General features: G+C 68.0%; 16 protein-coding genes. 9 read left to right on the forward strand and 7 right to left on the reverse strand.

The genetic code is table 11. From position 1 onward, the window contains the following. Nucleotides 1-16 precede the first annotated feature (16 nt). The 3 genes from ACYVB7_RS03475 to ACYVB7_RS03485 are packed head-to-tail and all read left to right on the forward strand — an operon-like array spanning nt 17 to nt 2,861. Nucleotides 17-1,984: a TonB-dependent receptor plug domain-containing protein gene (locus ACYVB7_RS03475; RefSeq protein ID WP_460505178.1), complete on the forward strand. Its 1,968-nt coding sequence runs from the start codon at nt 17-19 to the stop codon at nt 1,982-1,984. After that, entirely contained in the window at nt 1,981-2,538 is a 558-nt protein-coding gene (locus tag ACYVB7_RS03480; protein ID WP_460505179.1) for a YfiR family protein, read from the forward strand. The genes ACYVB7_RS03475 and ACYVB7_RS03480 overlap by 4 nt, the downstream gene beginning before the upstream one ends. Further along, nucleotides 2,535-2,861: a hypothetical protein gene (locus ACYVB7_RS03485; RefSeq protein ID WP_460505180.1), complete on the forward strand. Its 327-nt coding sequence runs from the start codon at nt 2,535-2,537 to the stop codon at nt 2,859-2,861. Before ACYVB7_RS03480 ends, ACYVB7_RS03485 begins: the two co-directional genes overlap by 4 nt. Nucleotides 2,862-2,870: 9 nt before the next feature. On the opposite strand, the gene ACYVB7_RS03490 is transcribed toward ACYVB7_RS03485, so the two are convergent. Next, nucleotides 2,871-4,973 carry a methyl-accepting chemotaxis protein gene (locus ACYVB7_RS03490; protein WP_460505181.1) on the reverse strand — a complete coding sequence of 701 codons (2,103 nt, stop codon included), beginning with the start codon at nt 4,971-4,973 and terminating at the stop codon, nt 2,871-2,873. Nucleotides 4,974-5,138: 165 nt separating this feature from the next. Here ACYVB7_RS03490 and ACYVB7_RS03495 point away from each other — a divergent pair, with 165 nt between their 5' ends. Then, nucleotides 5,139-6,716: a methyl-accepting chemotaxis protein gene (locus ACYVB7_RS03495; RefSeq protein WP_460505182.1), complete on the forward strand. Its 1,578-nt coding sequence runs from the start codon at nt 5,139-5,141 to the stop codon at nt 6,714-6,716. 30 nt (nt 6,717-6,746) lie between these two features. Here the strand turns inward: ACYVB7_RS03495 and petA are convergent, their stop codons facing one another. The 5 genes from petA to ACYVB7_RS03520 form a co-directional block, all read right to left on the reverse strand. Continuing rightward, complete coding sequence (gene petA, locus ACYVB7_RS03500; RefSeq protein WP_460505183.1) at nt 6,747-7,373, reverse strand: ubiquinol-cytochrome c reductase iron-sulfur subunit; 627 nt, start codon at nt 7,371-7,373, stop codon at nt 6,747-6,749. A gap of 264 nt (nt 7,374-7,637) precedes the next feature. Then, nucleotides 7,638-8,318, reverse strand: coding sequence for an ABC transporter ATP-binding protein (locus ACYVB7_RS03505; protein WP_460505184.1), 681 nt, complete (start codon nt 8,316-8,318; stop codon nt 7,638-7,640). Nucleotides 8,319-8,373: 55 nt separating this feature from the next. Next, complete coding sequence (locus tag ACYVB7_RS03510) at nt 8,374-9,705, reverse strand: ABC transporter permease (RefSeq protein ID WP_460505185.1); 1,332 nt, start codon at nt 9,703-9,705, stop codon at nt 8,374-8,376. After that, the gene (locus ACYVB7_RS03515) at nt 9,702-10,952 is read right to left on the reverse strand and encodes an efflux RND transporter periplasmic adaptor subunit (protein WP_460505186.1); all 1,251 of its coding nucleotides are present in this window, start codon (nt 10,950-10,952) and stop codon (nt 9,702-9,704) included. Before ACYVB7_RS03515 ends, ACYVB7_RS03510 begins: the two co-directional genes overlap by 4 nt. Nucleotides 10,953-10,962: 10 nt before the next feature. Beyond that, on the reverse strand, nt 10,963-11,388 hold the full coding sequence (locus ACYVB7_RS03520) for a group II truncated hemoglobin (protein WP_460505187.1): 426 nt from the start codon (nt 11,386-11,388) through the stop codon (nt 10,963-10,965). Nucleotides 11,389-11,573: 185 nt separating this feature from the next. Between ACYVB7_RS03520 and ACYVB7_RS03525 the strand changes: the two genes are divergently transcribed. From ACYVB7_RS03525 to ACYVB7_RS03535, 3 genes are all read left to right on the forward strand, one after another. Then, a complete protein-coding gene (locus ACYVB7_RS03525) occupies nt 11,574-11,759 on the forward strand; it encodes a type I restriction-modification system subunit M N-terminal domain-containing protein (protein WP_460505188.1) in 186 nt (61 codons plus the stop codon). A 39-nt stretch (nt 11,760-11,798) separates the two neighbouring features. Further along, complete coding sequence (locus tag ACYVB7_RS03530; RefSeq protein WP_460505189.1) at nt 11,799-12,986, forward strand: ATP-binding protein; 1,188 nt, start codon at nt 11,799-11,801, stop codon at nt 12,984-12,986. 244 nt (nt 12,987-13,230) lie between these two features. After that, nucleotides 13,231-14,667 carry a sigma-54 interaction domain-containing protein gene (locus ACYVB7_RS03535; protein WP_460505689.1) on the forward strand — a complete coding sequence of 479 codons (1,437 nt, stop codon included), beginning with the start codon at nt 13,231-13,233 and terminating at the stop codon, nt 14,665-14,667. Nucleotides 14,668-15,075: 408 nt separating this feature from the next. On the opposite strand, the gene ACYVB7_RS03540 is transcribed toward ACYVB7_RS03535, so the two are convergent. Beyond that, nucleotides 15,076-15,834 (reverse strand): TerC family protein, encoded by a 759-nt coding sequence (locus tag ACYVB7_RS03540; protein WP_460505190.1) that lies wholly within the window; start codon nt 15,832-15,834, stop codon nt 15,076-15,078. A 238-nt stretch (nt 15,835-16,072) separates the two neighbouring features. On the opposite strand from ACYVB7_RS03540, the gene ACYVB7_RS03545 reads away from it, so the two are divergent. Continuing rightward, nucleotides 16,073-16,804, forward strand: a complete 732-nt coding sequence (locus ACYVB7_RS03545) for a CerR family C-terminal domain-containing protein (RefSeq protein WP_460505191.1) — start codon at nt 16,073-16,075, stop codon at nt 16,802-16,804. 23 nt (nt 16,805-16,827) lie between these two features. Next, nucleotides 16,828-18,315, forward strand: a complete 1,488-nt coding sequence (locus tag ACYVB7_RS03550) for an efflux transporter outer membrane subunit (RefSeq protein ID WP_460505192.1) — start codon at nt 16,828-16,830, stop codon at nt 18,313-18,315. The last annotated feature ends 39 nt before the right edge of the window (nt 18,316-18,354 follow it).

The following is an 18,354-nucleotide window of genomic DNA, read 5'->3' on the forward strand; positions in this document are numbered from 1 at the left end:
ATCGCCGTTCATCTTCATGTCAGACTTCCGCAAACCCCCAAAGACCGACCGAAAGGCTTCCCGCGCTTGGCGCGGGAAGGTGCGTCGTTGGGCGTTGCTGCCGCTGGCGCTGCTGTCGGTCTGGCCCGTGCTGGCCCAGTCGGTGCCGGACGACGTGGCCGAGCTGACCGAGGTGCCGTTCGAGCAGTTGCTGGCCACCGAGGTCATCACCGCTGAAAAGCTGGCCCGGCAGGTCAGCCACGCGCCGTCGGCCGTGTCCATCGTCACGGCCAAGGACATCCGCGATTTCGGCTACCGCTCGCTGGGGGACATCCTGGACAGCATGCGTGGGCTCAGCATGGGCTACACCTCGCGCCAGGGCTTCCTGAGCGGACGTGGGTATGCCAACGCCGGGAGTCAGTCGGGCCGTTTGACCCTGCTGATCGACGGCCACCGGGCCACCGATGGCTTCTTCTCGCGTACCTCGTTCGGCACCGACGGACTGCTGGACGTGGACCTCATCGACCGGGTGGAGTACATCCCCGGCAACGGCTCCAGCAGCGAGGGGGACAATGCCTTCCTGGGGGTGGTGAACGTCATCACCAAGAAGGGGCGCGACTTCGGGGGCGCCCAGCTCACCACTGGGCTGGGCAGCCATGGCTGGCGTGAGAACCGGGTCACGTTCGGGCGTCAGTTCGACAGCGGGTTGGACGTGTTGCTGTCCGCCTCGGGCATGGAGAGCAGCGGTCGGCATCCCCAGGGCAGCGAGGTGTTGCCCGAGGTCGATCGGGTGGAGCAATACAGCAATCGCCGCCTGTTCCTGAAGACCCAATACCAGGGCTGGACCTTGCAGGCCGCGCAGGTCAATCGCAAGATGTCCCATCCTGTCGACCTGAGTCAGCGTGAACCGAACGACCAGTCGTTTGTTCGCCTGCGCTACGACGGTGAGCTGGGCGAGCGTCTCAAAACCTCCGTGGATCTGTACCACGGGGACTTCCGGACGGATGAGCGCTTCCCTGCCGACGATTGGGTGGACGTCTATGCGGCCCGCTGGCGCGGTGTGGATGCCAAACTGGTGGGCACGTGGTTTGATCGCCACACCCTGGTGTTGGGGGCGGAGTACCGGGATGACCATGCGCAGAGTGCTCGTTCATTCGAACATGGCGTGGAGGTCCCGGAGAACATTTACCTGGTGTCTCGGCGCACCAAAAGCCTGTACACCTACGACGACTTTGCCGTCTCCGACAAGCTGCAGCTGAATTTTGGCGGGCGTTGGGATGCCCGCAACAATGGCAGCCAGACCTTCAGCCCACGGGTGGCGGCGGTGTACACGCCGTGGGACGGCACACGGCTGAAGCTGTCCACCGGCAAGGCCAATCGGCAGCAGACCGCTTGGTCGGAGCTGTGGGCACCCGATCCGCTGGTGGAGAAACTGCGCACGCAGGAGCTGGCCTTGGAGCAGCAGCTCGGGCCCAAGACCCGCTTGACGGCGTCGCTCTACAACTACCGCATCAGCAATTTCCTGTACCTGCTCTACAAGGGGTGGCAGGAACCGGGCAATTACGGGCCCAAGGCGTCTCGTGGGGCTGAGCTGGAGTTGGAGCACCTGTGGGACAACGGCGCCCGCCTGCTGACCAGTTACGCCTACCAGAACACCTACTTCCCCGAAGGTTCTCCCTATGGTCGTTACCCGGAGAACATGGCCCACAACAACCTGAAGTTCAACTTCAGCCTGCCGTTGCGGGGGGAGTCGTTGCGTTTGGGGCTGTCGGCGCGCTACCTGGGTTCGCGGTTGCGCAATGATTCTGTGACCCGCGAGCCCGCCTATTGGGTGGGTGACCTGACGCTCAGTGGCAAAGCCAACCGCTGGACCTACAGCTTTTCCATCCGCAACCTGGGCAATGTTCACTACAACCACATCAGCTCGTCAGTGGTGACGGCGGTGGGGTCCTATCCAGCCGATGGGCGGAATTTCTGGTTCCAACTGGGGTACGAGTTCAAATGAAGTCGTCACTCCGCTCCATTGGGTTGTGGGCCGTCTGGCTGGCGGCCATGCTTTGCATGGCGCCTGTCCGTGCGGCCGAGGGTGACAAGGCCGTGCCGGAATACGCCATGAAGGCGGTGTACCTGTACAACTTTGCCCAACTGACCGACTGGCCTTCCAGCGTGCCGGGCAGCGGCTTGGACACATTCACCGTGTGTGTGTTCGGGCAGGACGAGCTGGTGAGCGCCCTGGAAAAGCTGCGGGGCAAAACCGTCAATGGCAAGCCTTTGAAGGTGGTGCGCATTGGCACGGTGCCCGAAATCAAGCAGTGCCAGATGTTGTACGTGGGCGAAGGCGAAGGTGAGCGCGGTGGGCGTTTGTTCCAGTCGCTGCGAGGCACCCCGGTGCTGACCGTGACCGACGATCCGCAGGCTGCTCGCCAAGGGGCCATGCTCCAAATCGTGCCCGACGAACGGCGCCTGGCGTTTGAGGTGGATTTGGACGCCGCCAACCAAGCCCAGTTGCGCATGAGCTCCAAGTTGCTGCGCCTGGCCAAGCGGGTGTCGGGGCAGTGAGCCCGATCATCCACATCCACCCTGAGGCCCCGCGCAAACCACCCGAAGGGGCTGTGTGCAACGGCTGTGGCCTGTGCTGCCTGGCCGAACCCTGCCCCCTGGGCATGCTGTTGTCGCGCAAACGGTTGGGCTCGTGCATGGCCTTGCGTTGGGATGAGGCCAACCACCTGTACCGTTGCGGTGCGCTGACCCAACCCCGCAGCGTGTTGCCCCCTGGCTTTCGCTGGTGTGCGCCCCTGTTGCTGCGCCTGGCCCATCGGTGGATTGCGGTGGGCGTGGGCTGCGACGCCAGCCTGGAGGTGGCCACGCCGTTTCGGCGGTGAGCGGGCGGCTCAGAAGGTTTCCCAGTCGTCTGTTCCTGCGTTGGCGGTGGCCCGGGGGGCTACCGGGCTGAGCGCGGGTTTGGGGGTGGTGGCGGGAGCGGCTGCGGGTTGGGCGCGGGTTGGGGTGTCGTGGTGTTCCGCCAGCGCCCTGAGGGCCCGAATGGTGTGGGTCACGTGGTGGCCGGCCTGCACAAACGGTGTGCCGCTTTCCATCATGGCCTTGGCCTTGTCCAGCGCTCCCTGGTTGATGGCGTCGGCCACTTTGCCGGCCTCGTGGTGGAAGGCCTTGTGGTGCTGGAGCAGGGCCTTGAAGTCGGGCACATGGCCCCACCGCCGCCCGCCGCCGCCGTGCAGCCATTTGCCCAGCGCACAGCAGTCGTCCCGGCGCAGGGTGTCGGCGTCCAGCTTCTTGTTTTTCAGGACGGCGTTGCGCAGCGTCACCCGCCACTGCTGGTGGGCGGCAATGACCTTGTCGAAATCCACCTCGTCGTCGCGCAGGTCGGTGTTGTCCTTCTTCTGTCGCCGGAGCTGGACGGCGTCGTCTTCCGCCAGGGTCTTGTCGCCCTGGAACAGGCGGAACACCCGGATGGAGTAGTGCACGGCATCCACCTGGTCGTTCAGCGACTTGGAGGCCGCGGCCAGCTCTTCCACCATGGCAGCGTTTTGCTGGGTGATGTCGTCCATGTCGCTCAGGGCCTGGGTGATGTGCGACGTGCCGGACAACTGCTGCTGCGTGGCCGTGCGGATGCCGTCCAGCATGGCCGTGACCTTGTCCACCGCGGCCATGGACTCGTCCACCCGTGCACGGGCCTCGGCGGCCCGTTGCGCGCCGTCTTGAACGCGGCGGTGAGACTCTTCGATGAGGTCGCGGATTTCCCTGGCGGCGCTGCTGGTGCGCTGGGCCAGGGCGCGCACTTCGGACGCCACCACGGCAAAGCCACGCCCCGCTTCACCGGCCCGGGCCGCCTCCACGGCGGCATTGAGCGCCAGGATGTTGGTCTGGAACGCCACCCCTTCAATCACCTTGATGATGTCGCCGATGCGCCGTGACGACTCTTCAATGCCCTGCATGGTGTCGGTGACGGCTTGCACCGATTCGTGGCTGCGCCGGGCAATGGCCAAGGTGTGGTTGGCCAGCTCGGCCCCCTGGGCCGCGGTGTCGGTGGTTTGCTTGACGGTGCCGTTGATCTGCTCCATGGACGCCGCGGTCTGTTCGATGCTGCTGGCCTGGGACTCCACCCGGTTGGAGATGTCGTTGTTGCCCATGGCGATTTCCTGGGTGCCACCCCGCAGGTTGCCCACCTCGTGGCGCACGTCGCGGACCACCGTGCGGGTGGTCAACTGGACTTGGGCCAGCGCCTGCTGAAGTTCACCCAGCAAGCCGGACTCGGTCAGCCGGAGGTTTTCGGACAGGTCGCCTGCGGCCACGCGGTTGGCCTGGGCGACCACACGATGCAGCGGTGCCCCCATCAACTGCCAGATCCACAGCCCGGCTCCCACCGCAGCCCCCCATGCACACACCATGCTGAGGGTGGGCGGTACGCCCAGTTGAAGCAGCAGCTGGGGGATGGTGGCCGACAGCACCGTCAGCCACAGGATGCGCCCGCGCAGACCGGGCGTGACTTGCCGTCCCCAGCGGGCCAGCCGCCCCGCCCGAACCACCCGGCCACGCTCCAGCACATGCACCTGGTGACCCGACTGGGCTTCCTGGCGCATGCGGGCATACAGGCCTTCCGCGGCGCGGACCTCGTCTTCCGCGGGTTTGGTTCGCACCGACAGGTAGCCCACGATGCGGTCGCCGTCGCGCATGGGCGTGGCGTTGGCCCGCACCCAATAGAAGTCGCCGTTCTTGCGCCGGTTCTTGACCAGGCCGGACCACGGCGAGCCACTTTCGATGGTGGCCCACAGGTCCCGGAACGCCTCCTCCGGCATGTCGGGGTGGCGGACGATGTTGTGCGGCTGACCCAGCAGTTCGTCCTCCAGGTAACCGCTGAGCGAGATGAACGCCTTGTTGGCGTAGGTGATGCGCCCCTTCAAGTCCGTGACCGAGATCAGGGTCTGGTCGTCAAGAAGCTTCTGTTCGTTCTGGGTGACAGGTTGGTTGTTGCGCATGGGCAGTCTCTTCCACGGCGTGGGTGACGGGCGTCATTCCTGGTTGACGAAAGTCAACTTAAGCAAGGGTTAATCTTGGCATTTCAAGGGGTGACCTTCAGAATCGGCCTTGGGAATATTCTTACAGGCTATCAGCCGATTCTGACCCGTTGGACACGCTTTTGCATGAATGCCCCTCTTCTTGTGACCCAGCGTGAACACCCACTCCCGGACGGAGTGACGCTGGTGTCCACCACCGACCCGCAAGGCCGGATCACCCACTGCAATCTGGACTTCGTCAAGGCAAGCGGTTACGACTACGCCGAACTCCTGGGGCAACCGCACAGCATGGTGCGCCACCCCGACATGCCCCCTGAGGCGTTCCGGGACCTGTGGGCCACCATCGGGCGCGGGCGCCCGTGGAGCGGCATCGTCAAGAACCGGCGCAAGAACGGCGACCACTACTGGGTGCACGCCAACGTGTCGCCGGTGATGAAAAACGGCAAACCCGTGGCCTACATGTCGGTTCGCCTCAAGCCCACACGCGAGCAGGTGGCGGCCGCCGAACAGCTCTACGCCCGGGTGGCGCAGGAGCGGCAGAGTGGCCACCCCACCTTCAAGATCCACGCGGGCGGCGTGCGCCTGCTGGGCTGGCGCGACTGGCCCGCCCGCCTGCACCGCCTCACGCTGGGGCAGCGGCTGGGGGCCGCCTTTCTGGCCACGCTGTTCCTGGGCATGGCCCCCGTCATGTGGCCGGGGTTGCTGGGCTGGCAGGCCATGGGGTGGCCGCAATGGTCCTTGCAGTTCCTGCTGCTGCTGTGCTCGGGCGGGGCCACCATGGCCTGGCTCCACACCACCGTGCTGCGCGAACTGGACGGCGCCAACCACCTGGCCACCCAGGTGGCCGGGTGCGACCTGAACGGCTCCATGAGCTACAAGACCACCAGCCCGCTGGGGGCGTTGATGCGGCGCCTGTGGCTCATCAACCTGAACATGCGGGCCATCGTCACCGACGTGCAGGGCGAGGTGGACGGCATGGTGGGCAAGGCACGGGACATTTTCGAGGGCAGCCAGGAGCTGGCCCGCCGAACCGAGGCGCAGGCCGCCAGCGTGGAGCAGACTTCGGCCTCGGTGGAGCAGGTGTCGGGCACCCTGCAGCAGACGGTGCACACCGTGCAAGGCGCGGCCGACCTGGGGCGCGATGCCTCGGCCGAGGCCACCCGCGGGGCCGATGCCGTGGAAGCCCTGGCGCATTCCATGCACGAAATCGACCGCTCGTCGCAACGCATCACCGACATCATCCACGTGATGGAGGGCTTGGCCTTCCAGACCAACCTGCTGGCGCTGAATGCGGCGGTGGAAGCGGCCCACGCCGGGGAACAGGGGCGCGGTTTTGCCGTGGTGGCCGACGAGGTCCGGCAACTGGCCAAGCGCAGCGCAAAGGCCGCACACGACATCCGCGACCTGATCCACACCGCCGTGAACGAGGTGCAAAGCGGCACCGCGGCGGTGGGGCATGCGGCCGCCACCATCCGCCACGCCGTGAGCACCGTGCACCAGGTCAGCGACACCCTCAAGCACATCACCGACGCGGCCGGGGAACAGGCCGTGGGGGTGCGTCAGATCAACGAGGCCATGCAGGTCCTCGATGGGGTCACCCAGCAAAATGCCCAGCAGGCCGACCAATCGGCGCGGGCCTGCCAGGAATTGGAACGCAAGGCCGACACCTTGCAGCGTGCGGTTCAGGTCTTCCGCCTGGTTTGAACCGGCGCGTTCCGCTGAACACCCAGGCCCTCAGCCCTTGCCGCCATCCTCACCCACCAGCAGGCGGGTGTCGCTCAGGTACTGGTGGGGCGGGATCTCCAGGTTGGTGGGCGCGGGTTTGTTCTTGAACACCCGGCCCGCCAGGTCGAAGGTGGAGCCGTGGCAGGGGCAGAAGAAACCGCCCTGCCAATCGGCAGGCACGCTGGGGTTGTTGCTGCCCGCGGGCACCGAGTTGGGTGAACAGCCCAGGTGGGTGCAGATGGCGGTGACCACCAACAGTTCGGGCCTGATGGAGCGCTGGTCGTTCTTCGCGTAACCGGGCTGCTGCGGGCGCTCGGAGTGGGGGTCCACCACCAGGCCCTCGGTGGCCTGGAGCGAGGCCAGCATCTCGGGTGTGCGGCGCATCACCCACACCGGCTTGCCGCGCCATTCCACCGTTTTGAGGGTGCCGGGTGCGATGTCGCTCAGCTCCACCTCCACGCTGGCGCCCTGGGCGCGGGCGCGTTCGCTGGGGGCCAGCGAGTTCACGAACGGCCAGGCCGTGACCAGCGTGCCGACGCCGGTGGCGGCGGCGGTGAGCGCCAGCATGCGGCGGCGTTCGGCGTCGTGTTCTGAGGCGTTGTCGGCCAAGGCGGCAAATTGAGGGGCGGTGTCCATGTCGGCAAATCCTGTTGATCGGGTGACCACGGGAGTCGTGGATGCCGTGTGGGGGTTCAAGTCGTGTGCCAGGCCCGCTCGGTGGGGCCAATGGCCAATGCAATCAAGGGCTTAGGCTGCCCATGGCGCGTGGGGGGGCCTGGGCGGGTGGGTCCGAAGGTGCCGTTGCTGGCAGTGGCGAGGGGGCTTTGCTGCCAGTGCTGGCAGCGTCAGGCGGCCTGGCTGGGCAGGGCGCGTGGGCTGGCGCGGCTGGCCGGGCGGCTGTTAGCTCTGCAAGCGCCCGTCCACCAGCACCACCTGGCGGTCGCAGCGTTGGGCCAGGCGCGGGTCGTGGGTGACGATGAGGCAGGCGCTGCCGTGGTCGCGGTTGAACTCGCGCAGCAGGGCAAACACCTCATCGGCGGTCACGGTGTCCAGGTTGCCGGTGGGTTCGTCGGCCAGGATGAGGCGGGGCTGCAAGGCCAGGGCCCGTGCAATGGCCACGCGCTGCTGCATGCCGCCCGACAGCTCGCCCGGGCGCTTGTGCTCGGCCCCTTTCAGGCCCACGCGGGCCAGCAGCTCGCGCCCGAAAGCCTCGGCCTGGGGCGTGGCCTGCCCGGCGTCGATGATGGCGGGCAGCATCACGTTTTCCAGGGCGGTGAAGGCGGGCAGCAGGTGGTGGAACTGGAACACAAAGCCGATGGTGCGCCCGCGCAGCCGGGTGAGGGCGGTGTCGTCCAGCGCGTCGGCCCGCTCGCCCGCAATGGTCAGCGTGCCCGAGGTGGGCCGCTCCAGCAGCCCCATGATGTTGAGCAGCGTGCTTTTGCCCGAGCCCGACGGCCCGGTGAGCGACACGAACTCGGCCTGGGCCAACGCCAGGTCGATGCCGTGCAGCACCTCGGTCTCCACCGGGGTGCCCAGGTTGTAGCTCTTGCGGATGCCTTGCAGCTGGTAGATGGTGGTCAAAATGGCCTCTGGCGCTTTATATGTAAGCGTGAGCAGCTATTGATTTTGTAGTCTCTCAGCTGCGAATGGCCTGCACCGGGTCCATGCGGGCGGCGCGGCGGGCGGGCAGGGCGGCGGCGGCCACGCCCACGCCCAGGGCCACCACGGTGGCCAGCAGCACCAGGCTGGGGTCCAGCTCGGCCTCGAACAGGGCGCTGCCGTCGGGGCTTTGGTAGATGTGGCTGAACACGGTCAGCAGCGTCCACGCCAGTCCGCTGCCCAGCAGCGAGCCCAGCAGGCCCACCAGCCCGCCTTGCAGCAGGAAGACGGTCATCATGCGGCCCCGGCCCGCGCCCATGGCGCGCAGGATGCCGATTTCGCGCTGCTTCTGCACCACGCTGACCACCAGCACGCTGGAAATGCCCAGCGCCACGATGATGACCACAAAGCTGCGGATGAGGTTGTTGGACACCGTCTGGTTGGACAGCGCCGTCAGCAGCCCGGCGTTGGTCTGCATCCAGCTCTCCACCGTCAGGCCGGTGCGGGCGGCCAGGGCGTTGGCCACGGCGTCGGCGCCGAACAGGTCGGTGACGGTCAGGTCGATCTGCGACACGCCGCCCGGCATGTCCAGCAGGGTTTGCGCCAGCTTCAGCGGCACGAACACCCAGCGGCGGTTGAGGTCGCGGTTGCCGGTGTCGAACAGGCCGGTGATGTGCAGCGTCTCGGCGGTGTTGCCCGAGGTGGTCACGCGCAGCTTGTCGCCCACGTTCAGGCCCAGGTCTTTGGCCAGTTCGATGCCGATCAGCGTTTCGGTGCCTTGCAGCGCAAAGCGGCCCCGGGTCATGTAGCCGTCCATCTTGACGATGCGGCGGTAGTCGTCGGGCACCACGCCCATCAGCACCGCGCTTTTGGTGGCCCCGCCGCGCTGGGCGAACACCGGGCCGGTCACCAGGGGCGACACCGCCAGCACGCCCGGCGTGGCGGCGGCCAGGGCGGCCACGGGCTCCCACTGGTCCACCGGGCGCAGGCGCTGGGCGCGGGGTTGGATCAGCCGGGTGGTGGCTGGATTTTTTGAGTCAAACTGGCCTGTAGCGCTTTCAGAGTAAGCGTGAGCAGCTCCTGAATCGGGAGTGGTTGCGGGGGTGACCGGAGGCGGCACACGGTTCACTTCCTCGGTGGGGCGGATGACGATGTGCGCCTGCGAGCCCAGCACCCGGTCGATGATGGTGCCCTGCAGCTGGTTGATGAGCTGGGTGAGGAAGATGATGACGGCCACCCCGCCGGTGACGCCCGCCAAGATGAGCACGCTTTGCGCCCGGCCTTCCTTCAAGAAGCGCAAGGCCACCAGCAGTTCGAACGGCAGCCAGCGGGTCGATCGGCCCACCGCGGGGCGGTGGTGGGCGCTCATCGGCCCATGCCCAAGGACATGGGCGTTGCGCCCTGGGTGCTGGGGCGCACGCGGTCGCCGGGCTCGGCCTTTTCGGTGGCGGGAATCACCCGGTCGCCTTCGCTCAGCCCTTGCTTGATTTCCACCTGCCCCACGCCGCGCAGGCCCAGTTGCAGGGGCACGCGGCGGGCCACGCCGTCTTGGGCCACCAGGGCCCAGGGGGCGGCACTGTCCAGGTCACGCACAGCGCTGGCGTCCAGCACCAGGGCCTGTGGCTGGCGGCCCACGGTCATTTCCACCGACACCGTCATGTCCGGGCGCAGGAACGCGGGGGGCTGGGGGATGGACAGGCGCACATCCACCGTGCCCCGGGTGGCGTCCACCGTGGGGCTCACCCAGTCCAGCTTGGCGTCAAAGGGCTGGGCCGCAAAGGCGTCGGCCACGGCGCGGGCGGCCAGGCCGGGGGTCAGCAGGCCCAGGTGGCGTTCGTCCACCCCGGCGTCGATGCGGGGGGCGTCCACGCTGCCCAGGCTCAGCAGCACCTTGCTGGGCTGGGCCAGGCCGCCGGGTTCGGCCACGCGGTGGAGCACCACGGCGTCCATGGGGGCCAGCAGGCGCAGCCGCGCCAGGCGGGCCTGGGCGGCCTGCACGGCGGCTTCGGCCTGCACCCACCGGGTCTGGACCAGTTGCACTTCCACGCCCTGGGCTTGCTGGGCCTGGGCCTGGCTGCGGGCCGAATCCACGGCACTGCGGGCGGTGTCCAGGGCTTTGCGGGCGTCGTCCAGCTTTTGTTGCGAGTAAAAGCCTTGGGCCACCAGGTCGGTGGCGCGGCGGTGTTCGGCCTGGGCCACCTTCAGCGCGGCCTCGGCCTGGGTGAGCGCGGCGGCGGCCATGGGGGCGGCCACGTCACGCTGCTGGGTCTGGCGGGCGCGGGCTTCGGCCAGGGCGGCCTGGGCCTGCTCCAGGGCGGCGCGGGCTTCGGCATCGGCCAATTGCACCAGCAGGCTGCCGGCCTTGACGCGGTCGCCCTCGCGCACGGCCACGCGTTGGATGGTGGCGGTCACCTCGCTGGCCACGTCCACCCGGGCGGGCAGGTTCACGCGGCCGGTGGCCACCACGGTCTGGGTGAGGTCGGCACGCTGCACGCCCACCAGGGCCACCGCCTTGGTGCGGGGCCGCAGCATGGCCACCGCCAACACCAGGGCCAACACAAGGGCGGTGCCCAGCAACCAGCGGGCGCGGAGGGAGGTGGGAATCCAATGGGGCATGGCGGTGCTCTCAGTGGCTCCGATTGTGGAGCCACTCGCACACCTGCTCGGCCATTTGTTCAAACGCCAGTTGCAGGGCGGCTCGGAAGTTTGGGTCGGGCACCTGCTCGGCCAGGGCCAGGCGCATGCACAGCAGCCATTCGTCGCGGGCCTGGCTGTCGATGGCGCAGGGCGCGTGGCGCATGCGCGGGTGGGGAGGGCCGTGCTCGTGCTGGAGCCGCGGCGGCCCGCCCAGCCAGCCGCTGAGGAAGTCGAACAGGCGGTCTTCGCTGGCGGCCAGGCTTTCGGGGTGCATCTGGCGGATGGTCCAGGCCTCGGGCAGTTCGTCCATCAGCTCGTAGAAGCGATGGGCCAGGCGGCGCACGCCCGCGTCGCCGCCCAGTTTGGCGTAGGGGGATGCGGCGGCAGAGGGCGCGACAAGGGGGGCGGGGGGCATGGCGGTGGACTTTGGGCGGGGGTGACAGCCCGGGCCGTGTTCATGTTTTGTGCCAGCGGGGTACGTGGTGCGAAAAACCCTTTGTTTTCAAGGTGTTAGCGACTATTGTGGGGTGGCCGCGTGGTGGGGCTGACTGCCGCGAGTGGCGGTAGACTGACAAGTTTGGCGGCGCAGTGTGGCTGTATATGATTCCTTTCACCCCCAGCGCCCTTGCGCTCGTTTGTCCCCACTGCGACGAACTGCGCGGCGGCATGGACGCCAGTCAGTACAAAGACCATGTGCTGATGCTGCTGTTCATCAAGTGCATCCGTCTTGGCCAAGTGCCTGACGGATCGTGGGTCAATGAAATTATCTCTTTTTATTTAAAATAAGATAAATTATCCATATTGTGGATAAATAGAGGTAATCGCATGATCGCGTACCACCGCACGGCGCTGGCGAAACAGCTGGTGCAGGCTTTGCAGGGGAAAGCGCTGCTGGGCGACGCGCACAACGGTCTGTTCCTGGCCGCACCACGCAGAACCGGCAAGAGCACCTTTTTGCAAGGTGACCTGGCGCCCGCTTTGCGGCAGGCCGACGTGGAGGTGGTGTACGTGGACTTGTGGGCCGACACCCGTCGCGACCCGGGTACGCTGATTGCCGAGGCCATTGCCCAGGCCCTGCAAGCGCACCTGGGGCTGGTGGCCCGTACCGCCAGAAAGGCTGGCGTCAAGAGCGTGAAGGTGGCGGGTGCGCTGGACATCGACACCAGCAAGATCGGCCAGGTGGACGGCCTGACGCTGGTGGACGCTTTGCGCAGCCTGCACCAGGCAGCAGGCAAGCCGGTGGCGCTGATCATTGACGAAGCCCAGCACGCCCTGACCAGCGAGGCGGGCGAGGTGGCGATGACGGCGCTCAAGTCAGCGCGTGACCAGATGAACCAGCCCGGCCGGGTGAACCTGATGCTGGTGATGTCGGGTTCCGACCGCGACAAGTTGCTGCGCCTGGTGGTGAGCGCAGGGGCGCCGTTCTACGGCTCGCAGATCCAGGCGCTGCCGCCGTTGGACACGGATTTCATCGCCCATGTGGCCGGGTTGGTGGAAGCGCAGCGGCCCGATCTGGTGCCGGTGGATCGGGCCGCGTTGCAGGCGGCGTTTGCCGCCTTCGGCCACCGGCCACAGTTTTTCATGGCGGCCATGGGCGCGGTGCTCAGCCCTCTGTCGGGCCACAGTGGCCGCTTTGAACCGGCGTTGCAACAGGCGGCACAGGACCAGCAGGTGCAGGACGAAGCGCAGATGGAGTCCGACTACCTGGGCCTCAAACCCACCGAGCAGGTGGTGCTGTGGCGCATGCTGGACCAGGGGCCGCGCTTTCGCCCGTACGACGCCGAGGCGCTGCGCTTCTACCGTGAGAAGCTGGGGCGCCCGATGACCGTGCAGCAGGCGCAGAAGGCCTTGGAGTCGCTGCGGCAGCGCACGCCCGCCCTGGTGTGGAAGTCAGCCCGCGGCGAGTACGCCGTGGAAGACGCCGCCATGCACCGCTGGTTTGAAGCCCGGGTGGCGGCGGCCCAGTGGCCGCCCGCGTCGCCACAGGGCGCACTGGCGCTGGACGAAGGTTGAACGACGCGACACAGCAAGACCCCCAAGTGCCAGGAAGGGGTGCATAGGCAGCCGCCACCAGCCCGAGCCCCCGGAGACGGCGGGCAGTTTTGCGGTGGATCAAATCCCCGTCACATGGCCCGTGGCCCACGGGTAGTGCGTGTGTTGTGAGCCCCGGTGCAATGCCAGAATGCCAAAGGTGGCAGTGTTGCCAACACCCGGCTGGCAGCGGTTGTCAGCCCCCCGCTTGCCCCACGAGGTGTCCATGCCCCCGTTGCCCGAACTGGTTTCATTCCTGGACAGCCTGCCCGAGCCGCACATCCTGTTCGACCGGCAGTACCGCATCGTGGCGGCCAACCAGGCCTATCGGCAGCAGTTTGCGCCGCCGGGCGGGGCGTCGGTCATCGGGCGCACCTGCTACGAGGTGTCGCACCACTTCGACAAACCGTGCGACCAAGCGGGTGAATCGTGCCCCCTGGCGCGGGCGCAGGCCTCGGGCCAGCGTGAGCGGGTGCTGCACCTGCACCACACCTCGCGCGGGGAGGAATACGTCAACATCGAACTCACCCCGGTGCTGGACGCGCAGGGCGAGCAAGCCTACTTCACCGAAAAGATGGCCGCGCTCAAGGTGGCGCGGGGCAAACCGGCGGCGCAGGGCCTGATCGGGCGCTCCCCCGCCTTCCAGCGCATGATGGAACTGGTGTCCCGCGTGGCTCCGTCCCAGGCCACGGTGCTGTTGCTGGGCGAGTCGGGCACGGGCAAGGAACTGGTGGCCCGCGCCGTGCACGAGGCCAGCCCCCGGGCCGACAAGGCGCTGGTGCCGGTGGAGTGCTCCAGCCTGACCGAAAGCCTGTTCGAGTCCGAGCTGTTCGGCCACGAGCGCGGGGCCTTCACCGGGGCCAACACCAGCCGGGCCGGGTTGGTGGAGGCTGCCAGCGGCGGCACCCTGTTCCTGGATGAGGTGGGTGACATTCCCCTGCCCATGCAGGTCAAGCTGCTGCGCCTGCTGGAAAGCGGCACCTACCGCCGCGTGGGCAGCACCGAGGTGCGCCATGCCGACATCCGCGTGGTGGCCGCCACCCACCGCCCGCTGGAGCGCATGGTGCAGGAGGGCAAGTTCCGCGAAGACCTGTACTTCCGCCTCAGCACCTTTCCCATTGCGCTGCCACCGCTGCGCGACCGCCCCACCGACATCCCGCTGCTGGCCGAGGCACTGCTGCGCCGCGTCAGCCCGCAGCGCCGCCTGAGCCTGTCGGCCGACACCCAGCGTGTGCTGACCAGCCTGCCGTTTCCGGGCAACGTGCGCGAGTTGCGCAACCTGCTGGAGCGCACGGCCTTGTTGTGCGACGGCCAGGTGATTGAACTGAGCCACCTGGAGATGGCCCTGGGCAGCGCCCGGGGCGCACCCCAGGTGTCCGCGGCATTCAAGGGGGGCGATTCCGCGCCAGCGTCCTCCGGTGGCCCCTGGCCCCTGCACGGCGGGGCCGTGGCCGCAGGCTGGCGCTCCACCGCCGCCCCTCCGCCCCCACCGCAAAGCCTGCGCGACATTGAACTGGCCGCCCTGCGCGAGCAGGTGCGCCAGCACCGCGGCCCGCGCTCGGCGCTGGCGGCCAAGCTGGGCATCAGCGAACGCTCGCTGTACCGCAAGCTCAAAGAGCTGGCCGACACCGAAGCCCACCCCTGGGGCGACGGCGAGCCCTGAAGGGGTTGCGCCACCGGGGTGAGGGTGCGGTTTTGTGAGAAAAAATGGCACCTGGCGCTTTTATATAAAGCGCAAGCAGCTACTGAATGAATAGCGTTTGACGCCAAAAAGGAGCGGCATGTCAGGCCCTCGCGAACCAGCCCGGTTGCCCGTGGCGTGGCGGGTGGGCCCTGGGGTGGGCACCTTCGCCGGTGGCGAGGCGCACAGACCGCGGGGCGGGTGCGCGACAGCGCACCCTCAACCTCTGACTCGTCGCGGCTGTCTGAGCGGAACGCCCAAGGGGCGTGAAGCGAGTTCCGCGACGCGCCCCGCGGTCGAGCACCGCAGCGCAGTCCGCACCAGCGGACCCCCGGCGAGGCGCCCACCCCAGGGCCCACCCGCCACGTCACGAACCCAAGCAAAGGCCGCTCAGCCCCCCACCTTGCCCAGCCGCTTGGCCCGCGCCCGGATGTTCAGGAACTCCACCGCCAGCGAAAAACTCATGGCCGCGTAGATGTAGCCCTTGGGCACGTGCACCTCAAAGGCCTCGGCCGTCAGCGCCATGCCCACCATCACCAGGAAAGCCAGGGCCAGCACCTTCACCGACGGGTGGCTGTCCACAAAGTCGCCAATCGGCTTGGCGGCAAACATCATCACGCCCACCGAGGCGATGACCGCGGCCATCATCACCGGCAGCTTGTCCACCATGCCCACGGCGGTGATGACCGAGTCCAGCGAAAACACGATGTCGATGATCGCAATCTGCCCGATGGTGGCCCAGAACAAGCGGGCGCCGGCGGTGTGGACGGGGCCTGCACCGGCTTGGGCCGGGGCGGGGGGTACATCGTCCTCGCGGGCTTCCACCTCCACAAAAATCTCGTGCGACGCCTTGTACAGCAGGAACAGACCGCCCAGTAGCAACACGATGTCGCGCCCGCTGATGCCTTGCCCGGCCAGGGTGAACAGGTCGTCCTTGAGCCCCATGATCCAGCTCAGCGAGAACAGCAGCCCCAGCCGCGTGGCCATGGCAAAGGCCAGGCCCATGCGCCGGGCGCGGTCGCGCACCGTGGCGGGCAAACGCCCCACCAGGATGCTGATGAAGATGATGTTGTCGATCCCCAGCACGATTTCCAGGGCGGTCAGCATGGCAAAGGCCAGCCAGATGTTGGGGTCGAACAAAAAGTCCATGGGCAAGGCTCCAGAGTCGTGGTGAGAACGGGCCCCACAAGGCCGCGCAAAAGCGTGGAACTGTAGGTTGGAATTGCCGCGCGCACACCCCCGTGGCGGCGGGATGAACGTTCAGGTTTTTTCGAATCTTAGGGCGTGAGTCGCGACAAATGGGGAATTGGGCGGCGTGGTTGTGGGCGAATTTTTGCGTGCATCGCCATCAATCAAACGTTTGTTTGAATTGTGCTACAGTGCCCCCATGCACCCTTCAACCCCTTTCTTGCAGGCCCCGCTGGCAACGCCAACCCCCCGTGCCGATGGCGAGGCCACGCGCCAGCGCCTGCTGGACGCGGCCCTGTCCCTGTTTGCCAACCAGGGTTTTGCGCAGACCTCGGTGCGCGAAATTGCGCAGGCCGCCCAGGCCAACGTGGCCGCCATCAGCTACCACTTTGGCGACAAGGCGGGGCTGTACCGCGCCGTGTTCTTCGAACCCGTGAGCACGGTGGAAGAAGACCTGGCCCGTTTTGGCGGCGACGACCTGACGCTGGAACAAGCGCTTCAGGGCTATTTCGACGTGTTCCTGGCCCCGCTGCTCGATGGCGACACCGGGCGCCTGTGCGTCAAGCTGCGCATGCGCGAAATGCTGGAGCCCACCGGCCTGTGGCAGGAAGAAATCGAGCACGGGTTGCGGCCCATGCACCAGCAACTGGTGCAGGTGGTGGGCCGACACCTGGGCTTGGTCACCGAGGATGACGAGCTTCACCGCCTGGCCATCAGCATCATGGCCTTGGGGGTGCAATTGCACATTGGGCAGGAGGTGGTGGCGTCGGTGGCACCGCAACTGCTGGGCACGGGGGCGCCGTTGATGGCGTGGCGCGAATGCCTGGTGCGGCAGGCCCGCGCCATGGTGGAGGCCGAACGCCTGCGCCGCGCCGACCAGTTGCCACCGTCGAGCGGGAACGCCAGCGCAGTCTCCACCGGGGGGCGTTGATGTCTTATCTGAGGTCATTTCCCATGAACAAGTTGTTGTCTTGGCCAGAGGCCCGCGGGCCTCACACACACACCGGCTGGCGCTGGCGCATGGGCGTGGTGGCCCTGGGGGCCTGCCTGTCGGCCTCCGCGGCACTGGCGCAGCCCGAAGCGGTTGCCACGGCGGTCCCTGCCCAATGGGCGGCCCCCTTGCCCACCGCCAGTCGCGGCAGCGATGCCGCCGCACTGACGGCCTGGTGGCAGCGCCTGAACGACCCGGTGCTGACGCGCCTGATGGGCTGGGCCCAGCAGGCCAGCCCCGACGTGGCCAGTGCCCGCACCCGGCTGATGCAAGCCCGGGCGGGCAGCGTGGCCGCCGGGGCGGCCCTGGGGCCGCAGGTGGACGCCCAACTGTCTTCCCAGCGCACGCGTCCCGACCTGGCCACGCCCGTGCTCACCAGCGCCTCGGGCGGGTTGAGTGCATCGTGGGTGCTGGACCTCAGCGGTGGGCAGCGGGCCGCGCGAGACGCCGCCGGGGCGCGTCTGGACGTGGCCCAAGCCGCCTGGCACGAAGCCCGCGTGGGTGTGGCCGTGAACACCGCAAACCTGTACTTCAACCTGCGGGCCTGCGAGGCGCAGGCCGTGCTGGACCAAGCCGACGTGTTGTCCCGCGAAGCCACGGCACGGGTGGTGGACCAGTCGAGCCGCGCCGGGTTGGACGCCGCGGCCCAGGCCCGCATGACCGACGCCCTGGCCGCGCAGGCCCGGGCCACCTGGGCCGCTCGCACCCTGCAATGCGACCAATGGGGCCACGCCCTGGCCGCACTGACGGCGGTGCCCCTGCCCACCCTGCGCGACGCCGTGGCCCCGGGCCAGGCCCAACTGCCCGCCCCGGTGGGGCTGGCGGTGCCCGAGGTGCCCGCCGCCGTGCTGGCCCAGCGCCCCGACGTGTACCGGGCCGAACGCCTGGTGCAGGCCGCCGCCGCGGAGGTGAAGGTGCAGGACGCCGAACACCTGCCCCGCATTGCGCTGGCGGGCAGCCTCAGTGCCCTGGGGGTGCGCACCCAGGGGGCCAGCATGAACGGCACGGTGTGGTCCATCGGCCCCTTGCAGATCACGCTGCCGGTGTTCGACGGCGGACGCCGCGCCGCCCAGTCCGACGCCAGCCGCGCCGCCTACGACGAAGCCACCACCGCCTATGCCGCCACGCTGCGCCAGGCCGTGCGCGAGGTGGAGGAGGCGCTGCTGCGCATCCACACCGGGCAGCAACGCGGTGCCGAGTTGCAGCAGGCGCTGGCCGGGTTCGACGCCGCCGCCCGCGCGGCAGACGCCCGTTGGCAAGCTGGGTTGGCCAACCGCCTGGAGCTGGAAGATGCCCGCCGCCAGGTGCTGGCCCTGCAGGCCGCCGAGCTGGCCCAGCGCAAAGACACGCTGGACGCCTGGGTGGCCTTGTACACCGCCTTGGGCGGCGGCTGGACCCCCGAGCTGCAGGCGCAAGGCTTGCCGCAGGCTCCGAGCCCCACCACCCCTTGAGCCCTTCAACCCGTCACGCCTTTCCCTGAACGGACCGAC

Source organism: Hydrogenophaga soli, assembly GCF_054777695.1.